At 54.3% G+C, this 10199-nt stretch carries 9 protein-coding genes; 4 read left to right on the plus strand and 5 right to left on the minus strand.

All coding sequences use genetic code 11. The features are described 5' to 3' along the window. Nucleotides 1–110: 110 nt before the first annotated feature. The 3 genes from DMP05_RS10300 to DMP05_RS09365 form a co-directional block, all read right to left on the minus strand. A complete protein-coding gene (locus DMP05_RS10300; RefSeq protein WP_417764994.1) occupies nucleotides 111–230 on the minus strand; it encodes an IS1/IS1595 family N-terminal zinc-binding domain-containing protein in 120 nt (39 codons plus the stop codon). A gap of 406 nt (nucleotides 231–636) precedes the next feature. Further along, a complete protein-coding gene (locus DMP05_RS09360) occupies nucleotides 637–1725 on the minus strand; it encodes an SDR family NAD(P)-dependent oxidoreductase (protein WP_211326883.1) in 1089 nt (362 codons plus the stop codon). 88 nt (nucleotides 1726–1813) lie between these two features. Next, nucleotides 1814–3151: an LPXTG cell wall anchor domain-containing protein gene (locus DMP05_RS09365; protein ID WP_148039728.1), complete on the minus strand. Its 1338-nt coding sequence runs from the start codon at nucleotides 3149–3151 to the stop codon at nucleotides 1814–1816. Between the two features lie 337 nt (nucleotides 3152–3488). Between DMP05_RS09365 and DMP05_RS09370 the strand changes: the two genes are divergently transcribed. From DMP05_RS09370 to DMP05_RS09380, 3 genes are all read left to right on the plus strand, one after another. After that, nucleotides 3489–4706, plus strand: coding sequence for an InlB B-repeat-containing protein (locus tag DMP05_RS09370; protein ID WP_161957533.1), 1218 nt, complete (start codon nucleotides 3489–3491; stop codon nucleotides 4704–4706). A gap of 223 nt (nucleotides 4707–4929) precedes the next feature. Beyond that, nucleotides 4930–5190 carry a hypothetical protein gene (locus DMP05_RS09375; RefSeq protein WP_123220199.1) on the plus strand — a complete coding sequence of 87 codons (261 nt, stop codon included), beginning with the start codon at nucleotides 4930–4932 and terminating at the stop codon, nucleotides 5188–5190. A gap of 113 nt (nucleotides 5191–5303) precedes the next feature. Then, on the plus strand, nucleotides 5304–6266 hold the full coding sequence (locus DMP05_RS09380; RefSeq protein ID WP_075844146.1) for an Abi family protein: 963 nt from the start codon (nucleotides 5304–5306) through the stop codon (nucleotides 6264–6266). A gap of 577 nt (nucleotides 6267–6843) precedes the next feature. Here the strand turns inward: DMP05_RS09380 and DMP05_RS09385 are convergent. Further along, nucleotides 6844–7956 (minus strand): IS110 family RNA-guided transposase, encoded by a 1113-nt coding sequence (locus DMP05_RS09385; protein WP_123220200.1) that lies wholly within the window; start codon nucleotides 7954–7956, stop codon nucleotides 6844–6846. A 284-nt stretch (nucleotides 7957–8240) separates the two neighbouring features. Here DMP05_RS09385 and rlmN point away from each other — a divergent pair, with 284 nt between their 5' ends. Further along, nucleotides 8241–9230: a 23S rRNA (adenine(2503)-C(2))-methyltransferase RlmN gene (rlmN, locus tag DMP05_RS09390; RefSeq protein ID WP_123220201.1), complete on the plus strand. Its 990-nt coding sequence runs from the start codon at nucleotides 8241–8243 to the stop codon at nucleotides 9228–9230. A 340-nt stretch (nucleotides 9231–9570) separates the two neighbouring features. Here rlmN and DMP05_RS09395 read toward each other — a convergent pair whose 3' ends face one another. After that, entirely contained in the window at nucleotides 9571–10086 is a 516-nt protein-coding gene (locus tag DMP05_RS09395) for a transposase (protein WP_161957534.1), read from the minus strand. Nucleotides 10087–10199: the final 113 nt, after the last annotated feature.

Genomic DNA, 10199 nt, shown 5'->3' on the forward strand with positions numbered 1-10199 from the left:
CATACGGCGAGGGCCGCGCCCCCGGTCCCCGGGGCGCGGCCCTCTTGCTTAAACTGCTCAATTTTTCGTGCTCACGGTGCTCATTTCCCAGTGATCACTCGGACCACTTCTTAGTGAACATCAACAGTCGACGCGCCGCAGTCCGTGCACCTCCACCACTGGGACCCCGATGAGGTCCTGCCGTTGCGCTTGGCCCGCCCGCCGCAGTAGGGGCAATAGACGGCCTTCATGGCCACCTCTTCCGAAAGGGTATTTAACGGTTCCGGAAAAGGTTATCTGCCTGCGGGAACGATAGGCAACCGGACACACATTCTGTCCGAGCGGTTAAAAGCGGGCACGGAATTTATACGGCTGAAAAAGGGGCATCGACCTGCGCCGATGCCCCCAACGTGGACACACGTTTTGTCCTATAAGCCTTAGCCAACAGATTGCCTGCACAAAAAACATGGCCACCCGCAAAGGGTGGCCATGTAGATTCTATCTGCAAGAAATCTTTTGCGTGCGTGGTGTGCTTTCGCACGTTCAGTCATGCGCGCCTTCGCGCTTTCACACTCTAGAACGTTCATGCGTTCATGCGTCCACGCTTTCCGCATTCTCGCGTTCGCGCTTTCGTACTGGTCTATTCGCCTGTGCGAATTACCACGTGCGGGAATTCATCTGGCGGAACTGAGCAACGGTTGGAGCGTGCGAATTCATGCCGCCGTCAACGTTGATGATCTGTCCCGTGGTGTAGGTGCTTTCATCGGAGCCAAAATATACGGCTGCATGAGCAATGTCTTCTGGGCAACCGTAGCGGTTAACCATGATGCTACCCAAGAAGATATCTTTGAGCATCTGAGGAACCTTCGCCTCGTTTTCTGGCGTAACAATCAAGCCTGGACGGATGCAATTGCAGCGGATGTTGTCTTTGCCGTATTGCAAGGCAACGTATTGCGTGAAGATGTCTACGCCCGCCTTGGCGCATGCATAAGCGGTAGAACCTAAGTCGCCTGCACATGATGCCATAGAGCCAATGTTTACGATTGCGCCGCCACCAATTTCTTTCATGTAGGGGATAGCGCACTTCGTTGCATAGAAGGTGCCGCGCAGGTCGCTTTCCAAAATAGCGTCCCACATTTCAAGGGTGAGCTCGTCAACACGACCGTCCTTGAGGGCAACGTTTGCTGCATTGTTTACCAAAATATCGAGCTTGCCGTATTGCTCTACAGTGTCTGCAATAAGCGCTTCGATGCTTGCTGGTTCGGTAATGTCGAAATAGTGGAAGCTTGCCTTGCCGCCTGCTTCAACAATTTGATCAACTACAACTTGGCCTTTTTCGGCACGACGACCACTAATAACAACCGTTGCGCCCTCGGCTGCGTATACCTTTGCGATACCGATGCCAATGCCGCTGGTGGAGCCCGTTACGATAGCAACTTTGCCTTCGAGTCTACCCATCGTGCTTCCTTTCTCGTTCAAATTATAGATAAGGCATTTGTATTCCTTTTTCGCTTTTTTGTGAATATTTGCATAGAAAAAGCGGATGGCAGGCGTGGGGATTTCGGCAGGAAGGGAAGGGGCCGGCCGCGTTGCGTGCGCTGCCGTATTCTTTTCTACAGGAAAATATGTTGAGCTGCTCGTTTTTCTGTTTGAATAGTAGACAGATTTAGCATGGTCAGAGGCTGCTAGCAAACAATTTACCCCCTCAACAAAACGCTTGCTCTCTGACATGCCATGCTCGCGCACAAAGTTGGGGCCTTCCCAGACGGGAAGGCCCCTTTGCTGATTATCTTAGCGCTTCATTTCAATGGAGCTGCACCGATGGTATCCGTGCTTATTTATAGTTGTTGCGCTTTCTGAACGTGAAGAGCGCCCCAGCACCGGCAGCGATCGCAACGCCGCAGATGCCCATTGCATAGAGGGCGGCGCTATCGCCGGTGTGAGGGAGATTGGATGCAGGCTTATCGGAGTCGACCCCGACGATGGTCAGCTTTGCATCGTCGATGTTCACGATGAACTGGTCGGTCACATCGTTGCCGTCGGAATCGATGACGACAGCTTGGCCGCTTTTCGTTACAGGGTACTCGCCTGCATCGGTGCCCGTTGCAGAAGCCTCAACGCCGGAAACGTAGAAGGTCTGACCATTGATCTGGAACTCCAGGGTCTCGAAACCGGATACGGACTTCTCGGTGCCGTCGTAGGTCACGGACTTGGAGTTAGGAGTGAGGGTGATCTGGTACTTCTCGCTACGGTCGGTAACGGTCAGGGTTCCATACGTCTTGTTAATCTGATAGTTGTCCAGATTGGTTCCCTCGTTGGGGATGCATTCGAATGCATTCTCAGAGGAGCCGACGATCTTCTGCGAACCGGCGAAAGAATAGGTGGCACCTTGGCCATCGACCCAACCAGTGCCCCGGGCAGCCTCCCCAACGGTGACCTTGTGATTGGTCAGGGGCTTGCCGTCGTACTCCTTCGAACCACTCGCGGAGGTCAGGGTGACCGGACGCTGTGCGACATTCAATGTAGAATAACTAATGGTAATAGCGTAGTGTTCCTTGAAGTATTCCTCACTACCCGAAGGAAACTCTACGTCAAACGTATTATCCGATTCGCCAGCATTCGTCTGAGAACCGGTCATCGTGTATGTAACTCTGTCTCTGTCAGCAGAAATCCAACCCTCCCCATCTTCATTAATTCCTGTGACAGTAAGAGGGGTGCCGTCATAGATCTTATGGCCATACGAGGAAGACAAACCTACGGTACGCTTTCTAATCTTGATTCGAATTGTCTCGTCACCCAAATCACCTCCCGAAACCTTCAAAATCACGCTGCCGATTTCAGTTCCCGTCACAGTAACGCGAGATGGATCATCCGTTTCCGTTACAGTGATAGCTCCAGTTTCGCCGTCCTTTTCCCAGCTCCAATCATAACTTGACCTTTTTGTCAAGTTTTGATAGCTCGTTATTTCATACCAAAAAATCGGGTCTGTTTTGCCTTTTATTCCCTTAAGCTCGGAGTCGCCTCCCGTATCAGCGAAAGCTGCGACGGGCAGAAAAGATGCTGCCAGCACTGCCGCCAGCATCACCCTCGCAAATCTTTTCGCAAGCGATTGGGAGAGAACTGCAGTTTCGACCTCTCCCCATTTGGAGAATTTGGAATCCATGAAGCTCATGTCTGCTCCAATCGCATCGAATTGAACCAACGTAAAACGCAACACGACGTACAGTGTGTTGCTGCGTTTTTTCGATTTGGTAAAGAATAACCGAATCTTTGTTGGCTATGCGTCGTTTGAATGTAATTACCTCTCTAATAAATCATATTTGTTACTTTTCTGCACCACCAAACCAGATTCTGCCTCCTTCGAATTAGGCACCCACCCCATCAAGACCGCGAAGCATCCCCGTCCAGAGCAAGCCCGAGCCGAGCAAGGGACATGCTCGAAAATAATTCTCTGTTAACATGAAATGCAATGTTGCAATAGGGAACGCACGCTTGAATTGGAGGATACGATGAAGATACAGGTTAAAGAGACCTTGGCCAGGCGCCGGACGGTTTTCGTCCTCACGCTCGCAGCCATCGTCGGCGTTTGCGCTTTCACCTTCTCCGGCACCCAGAATTACGCCTGGGCTGAAGGCGAGGGACCCATTGCCACTTGGAATGAAGTCAAAGCGCCGGGATATGGCGTCGTTAAAGCAAATGAAAAGAACCTATCGCTTGAAATAAAAATAGATAGCTCGAACGATCACCTGGAGGCCCATTTCACGAATAACGACGGAGATACAATTCACCCATCTGTCCTTGAGTTGACAACGGAAGATGGATCAGTATTAACCGCCTGTTTTGGTGAAGATATTCTTCCCACCAATCAAGCAGCATCTTCCATTGAAGGCTCGAAACCCACTACCCGATTCACTAAAGCAGAGCTTTACGAAACCGTCACCGTGACCTTCAATATGAACAGCCACGGAACCCAGATCATCAACCCCATTACGGTCAAGAAGGGGACGTCCGTCACCCTGCCCCAGCCCACAGACCCGAATTATGACTTCGGCGGCTGGTTCACCGATGAGAGCCTCACCACCTCGTTCAACGGCACCGCCGCTACGAACATGACCGTCTACGCCAAATGGACCGAAAAGGAAAAGGTCACCGTTTCCTTCGAATCCGAATTCGGGACCGCACCTGAGGCCAAAACCGTGAACAAGGACGAGATCGTCGAACTCCCCAATCTAGGCACTGACGGCGACTACACATTCGTTGGCTGGATCATGAAGGGCTCCGAAGGCACCGATCCCTTTATCGGCGAATACACCGCTAAAGAAAACATCACCTTCACGGCTGTCTGGGAAGCTCCCTCCACTCCCATCATCGAAATGGTCGATGTCACCTTCGACATGAACGGCCACGGCGACAGTGTGACCAAGCAGACCGAGAAGGGCAAGCCCATCACCCTTATCGATGATCCTGCCGCCGAAGGCTACACCTTCAAGGGCTGGACCTACGACAAGAAAGGCAAGCAGGCCTTCGACGCCAAGAAGAACGCAGACCAGGACACCACCCTGTACGCCCAGTGGGAGAAGAATGCCGACTCCGCTCCCACCAACTCAACAATCCCCCGGACCGGTGACAACCAGATGGCACTCCTGGCATCCCTCTGCTTCAGTGCAGCAGCCCTGATCGCAGTCGGCATCGCGTTAACCGCGTATCGCAAATGCAAGCACGCATAAAGCATACGTGACGTTACCGTTCTAATTCTCGATCTAAACAGAGGGGAGTCCCGCGGGACTCCCCTTCCCATTCGCGTACCTAGTTACGCTGTTCCTACTAAAATTGGGAATTCTATTCCCAATTTTTCTACTCCCACTCGATGGCGTCGGTTCTGCCGTCCCGTCACTCCAGTTACACCCAGTTTTCGGCATCGACACGGAACGCGTGCCGCCGAATGACGCGATGTCGCGTTTCGTCGGCTTCGGGGACAAAAGCTGGGACAACCTCAAAAACTTTTTTCAAACTCAGGGCTTTGAGTTTTTGTTTTTGTCCCAAAGTGCGCGGCGGGTCGCCTTTGGAGGCTCGATGGCGCCGAAAACGCCCGTTTTGAAACTCAACCGCCCTTTTGCCCGCAAGCCGCCAGCTGCAATCGCAAGTGAATTAACGCGGGTGGCTTGCGCGCCATTTGCAAAACCCCAGGTCGCAGGTCTTCGCCATTCGTGAACAAAGTGAGTAGTCTCAGGTGGCTTGCTTATGAGTTGGCGAACGGGCCTTCAGGATTCAGGGCAAACATGCTGGTAGAATAGGATTCTCAAATCAATGACAGGAGACCGAGCATGGCCGAACCCCACGATAGGAAGCCGATCCTCACGATCGAGCAGCAGATAGAGCACCTCAAGCAGAAGGGCGTAGCCTTCGAACTGTGTTCCGAGGAAGAGGCCGCGGACTACCTGCGCGACAAGTGCAACTTCTTCAAGCTCGCATCCTACCGCAAACTCTTCTCGAAATACGAGGGAGGCCCGCGCGACGGCCGCTACGTAGACCTCGACTTCGGCCAGCTGCGCCTGCTCGCGGCGCTCGACCAGGAGCTGCGCCACGCCCTGCTCGGCATGACGCTCGACATCGAGCATTTCCAGAAGGTGACACTGCTTCGCGAGATGGAGGACCGTGGAGAGGACGGCTACGCCATCGTGGCCGACTACATGGCATCGCTTACCACTGCAAACAGGGAGTACCGCCTGCGCGAGCTCAAGATGAGCGGCCGCAGCCCCTACAGCTCGAGCCTCTACGCGAAGTACTCCGGCGACATGCCTGCCTGGGCCTTCCTTGAGCTCACCTCGTTCGGCACCCTCATCGACTTCGTGCGCTTCTGCGCCAGGCGATGGGGCGACAGGCGCCTCGAGGCCTCCCACTACGACCTCAAGCGCGTGAAGTCCGTCCGCAACTGCGCCGCGCACGGCTCGTGCCTGATCAACTGCTTCGCCGAGAGGGGCGCCGCCCGGGGCTCGGCGTCCAGCGGCGTCTCCCGAAGGGTCGCCGCCGTGGGGATTCCCAAGGCGACCAGGAGGAAGTGGATGGGGAATACGGCCATGCAGGAGGTCGCGACCGTGCTCGTGGCGCACTCCGGCTTGGTACCCGAGGGCTCCTCGCGCTCGCGCGCCGCATCCGAGCTCGCCGAGATGTTCGCCAGGGCCGACGGCGAAACCGAGGCGCTGCCCGACAAGGGGCCCGACGCCGCAGCTCGCTCCGCGCTCGAGTTCCTTCGCAGGTTGACAGAATCGCTCGGGTTGGTAGAATAGCCTGCAGATAGCAAAACCTTCACGGTTTTAGGGGCGGACTTGCGCAAGCGACTCTGCCCTATTTTTATATTCACTCGCTATAGGAGACGGATGATACCTGGGTCAATGACAGAACTGAGAAGCCCGGAATAATGGAGCCAGTTAGAAACCCTCGGGTTTGCGGGGCGGGATCATGAGAGCGATTCTGCCCTATTTTTTTCCTCCGTCTGCCCCAACCAAGTAGTTCGAAGATAGCCTGTAGGTGTCCTCGTAGGCGCCTTTTATAATATGAGCAGGACATTGTCAATAGGCAATGAAGGGCCAAGGGCGATTTCGTTCGCCCTTGGCCCAATCTATCTCCTCCGCAATCCCCGTTGACAGCGCGTGTCGGATCGACGCCCGTCTGGCAGTTTAATATTCGCCCATCGCGCAGAATGCGCCGGTGCATCTCGTTGCTACGGCCGGCCCCTCCGTCTCGTCTGTCTTTTGGCGTGCGTGGCGGCTTCGCCGCCGCACGAAAAAAATCCGAGGATGGAGGCCGACGCCCGTCGAGCCCGGGAATTCCGGGAAAGACCCGGATATGTGCGCGGCGCTCCCGCTAGGCGCCTTCCGCCATTCGGCCCACGGCCCAGCACCAGCAGGCCAGCTCGCGCGCCACCGCGACGTTGGCCACGCTGCTCTGCTTGCCCGCATCGTCCATGGAGCGGCGCCTGTCGACGAGCCGCCTCACGCCCGCGTTGGCGTGTCGCCTGGTCGCTGCGTCGACTACCTGCCCCTTGGCCAGGTCTTTCGGCGACCTCGACGCTCCCTTGTAGTGCCAGGCGGCCTCGACGAGCAGCTTTCTCAGGTGCTTGTTGCCGGCCTTGGTTATCCCGCCGCGGAATCGGGACTCGCCGCTGGAGTGCTCGGAGGGCACCAGGCCCACCCACGCCGCGAAGCCCGACGCCGTGGCGAACCTCGCGAAGCCGTCGGCCTCGCACGCGATCGAAGCCGCGGTGACCGCGTCTATACCCTTGAGGCATTTGAGCGCGTCGCAGGTCGGCTTCCATCTAGGCTGCTGGGCCAGCGACTTGACCTTCGCCTCGAGCGCGGCCTTGGCGGCGTCGGCCTCGCGCACGCGCTCGCAGTAGTGGTCCAGCGTCGCCATGGCGGCGGCGTCCCCGAGGTCGATGCGGCCCACCCACGCCCAGAAATCCCCGGTCCAGCGGTTGCGCCTCTGGCCGGCGGCGTTCCTCTCGTCGTAGACGAGCCCGTGCCTGAGCAGGAACTTCGAAAGCCTCTGCTTGGCGCGCACGGCGTCGTCGCGCGCGTCGGCCAGCGCCCGCGCCAAATCCCGCGCGCCCTCGCACTCGGCATCGGGCACGTGCACCTCGGTGACCACGCCCAGCGCCAGCTGCACCGCGAGGAACTGCGCGTCGCGCCTGTCGGTCTTGCGGCCGCGGTCCGCGGCGGGCTTGTGCATCTTGGAAACGGCTCCGATCACGCAGGCGGCGCCCATCGCGTTCAGCTCGCGGCAAAGGTGGAAGCCCGTCACTCCCGACTCGTAGACGCATCTGGCGGACTGGGGCAGCGAGGACACCCATGAGGCGATCTCGCCGGGCTCGTAGCCGAACGATTTCCTGATCGTCTCGCCCGTTTCCGGGACGAACGCGCAGGCCTTCACCGGCCTGGCATGCACGTCTAGCCCTACGAAAGTGGTAGCATTGCTCATCGGAAGCCCCTTCCATGAATGCGGCGTGGCCGCTGGCGGTTTGGACACCTCTATTGTCGGCCTAATCCGCGGATATGCATGCAGGAGGGGCTTCCAACTTTTTTATGTCCTGCTCATATCGTCTTGTATAGTATTATTAAAAGGGGGAAATGTTTATGTTACATAGCATGCGTATTCGATAAGCATTGAAATCAAAAAAGATTTTTCCCATTTTCAATATGGGCTTTTTTGAAAAATTAGAAATCATAATCAAAAACTCTGAAAAACAAAAGGAAGGATATTAAATGAAACACTTACCTAAAAGTACACTTACGGAAATATTGAATGACCCATACGGATTTACTTACAAAGAAATGTCGGAAGTAATTGGAGAGGATAAAGCAAGAGCCTTATATGCGGAATTGTATAAACAGCCATTTCACAAAAAAAATCTATCAATATCAACAAAAAAAGTCTATAAAAGTAGCGATACTGAAAAGTATGTTTATGAATTGAAAGACAACAGGTATATCGAAACGGTTTTTATTAAACGGCGAGATGGTGGGACTGTTTGCGTAAGTACGCAAGTTGGTTGTTCTGTTGGCTGTATTTTTTGTGAGTCCGGACGCAATGGTTTCGTTCGTAATCTAACACCATCTGAAATTGTGCAGCAGGTCATATTGATACGTCAAAAAGTAAATCGTATCGTTTTTATGGGAATGGGAGAACCTTTATTCAATTACGACAACTTGATTGCAGCAATCCATATTCTTCGAGATAGAAATGGACTTAACTTTCCAACCGACGGCATTACCGTATCAACAGTTGGTCCAGTTAATCAATTAAAAAAATTGCGCGAAGAACATCTAAAAATTCAGTTGACAATATCTTTACATGCAGCAACACAGGCTGCGAGAAACTGCATCATTCCTCATATGCACATGTACGCTATTGAAGATGTTGTTAAGCAAGCATTGTCCTATTCACAAAGGCATAATCGAAAAGTGGTATTTGCGTATTTGCTTTTACCGGGTATAAATGACCGGCCCTCAGATGTAAGACAACTTGCAAAATGGTTTCGGGGCAAAAATGTTATGATTAACGTGCTGCAATACAACCCGACGAGTAATTCAAAAATTAGAGCACCACAAAAACAAGAAATGGTTGCGTTCAAACATCAATTAGAGCAAGCAGGACTTGAAGTTACCATGAGAGTTTCTCATGGTAGAAAGATTAAAGCAGCTTGTGGACAGTTAGCTAATACATATAATAAAGCCAAAAAACAACAAAAATAATTTAATTAAAAGAGCCAGACGCACAGACGCAGAGCCGATAATATGCAGTTTGAAATACTGCTGTTATCGGCTCTTTTTTGATTTAATTTGTGCCCCCAATAACCATATTGGAGCAAAATCAGAACTGTTGCTTGTCGTTCTTTGATTTCCGCAGCAGCTTTGAAAAACCAAAGCCGCCGTTTCTTTTTATCTTCTAATGAAATGACGCGGTATCACTGTTAAAAGCGGCGGCTAAAAGGAGGTAGCCGCCATGAAGCACATACCCTATCGACAAAATCCGACGGTCATTGACATATCAAAAAAAGCGAGGCTTCGGTAGTTTGTGTGACAAGGGGCTAGCCTAGGCAGCAACGCTCTTCGCTCCCTTCACGCCCTTCTTCCTCGCCTTCACCGGGCGACCCGGGAGCTGGGGCTGGCAGTCGCCGCACCTGAGCATGAGCAGGGCCACGAGGTTGTCGGTGTTGCGGAAGCCGTAGCCCATCCTCACCGTCACCTTGATCTTGTTGTTGATGGCCTCTACGCGCCCGTTGCTGATGCCGAGCTCGACTGCGGCGATGATGTCGTCGCGCCGGCGGCGCACCTTCTTCTCCACGGCGACGACCTTGGCGATCTTGCAGTAGGCGGCCCTGTGCATCCAGTCGTCGAGCAGCTCGGCGGCCTCGGAGCCGTCGGCTGCCCGGAAGACGGCCCGCAGGTCCTCCTTGAGCTCCCAGGCCCTGACCAGCCGCGAGCCGGCCCTCTTCTTGAGCGCCTCGAGCCTCGCCCTCTGGCCGTCGGTGAGGTCCTCGGGGTTCTTCACGAGCGCGTAGCGGCTGCCCTTGATGGAGGCCGCCTCCTCCTCGATGTGTTTCGTCAAGAGGATTTGAGCAAAAAGAGCATCGGAAATTGAGCAGCCTGAGCATCGGAAGTGCGCACGCTTTCTGAGCGGCTAGCCCTCCTGCATGAGGGCATGGCGGACGCGGTAGGACT

The sequence above is a fragment of the Slackia isoflavoniconvertens genome, from assembly GCF_003725955.1.
Taxonomy (GTDB): Bacteria; Actinomycetota; Coriobacteriia; order Coriobacteriales; family Eggerthellaceae; genus Slackia; species Slackia isoflavoniconvertens.

What these genes read in the sequence shown, in the direction of transcription:
- DMP05_RS10300 (WP_417764994.1), bottom strand. Translation starts at nt 230, where the DNA reads ATGAAGGCCGTCTATTGCCCCTACTGCGGCGGGCGGGCCAAGCGCAAC.
- DMP05_RS09365 (WP_148039728.1), bottom strand. Translation starts at nt 3,151, where the DNA reads ATGAGCTTCATGGATTCCAAATTCTCCAAATGGGGAGAGGTCGAAACT.
- DMP05_RS09370 (WP_161957533.1), top strand. Translation starts at nt 3,489, where the DNA reads ATGAAGATACAGGTTAAAGAGACCTTGGCCAGGCGCCGGACGGTTTTC.
- DMP05_RS09375 (WP_123220199.1), top strand. Translation starts at nt 4,930, where the DNA reads ATGTCGCGTTTCGTCGGCTTCGGGGACAAAAGCTGGGACAACCTCAAA.
- DMP05_RS09380 (WP_075844146.1), top strand. Translation starts at nt 5,304, where the DNA reads ATGGCCGAACCCCACGATAGGAAGCCGATCCTCACGATCGAGCAGCAG.
- DMP05_RS09385 (WP_123220200.1), bottom strand. Translation starts at nt 7,956, where the DNA reads ATGAGCAATGCTACCACTTTCGTAGGGCTAGACGTGCATGCCAGGCCG.
- rlmN (WP_123220201.1), top strand. Translation starts at nt 8,241, where the DNA reads ATGAAACACTTACCTAAAAGTACACTTACGGAAATATTGAATGACCCA.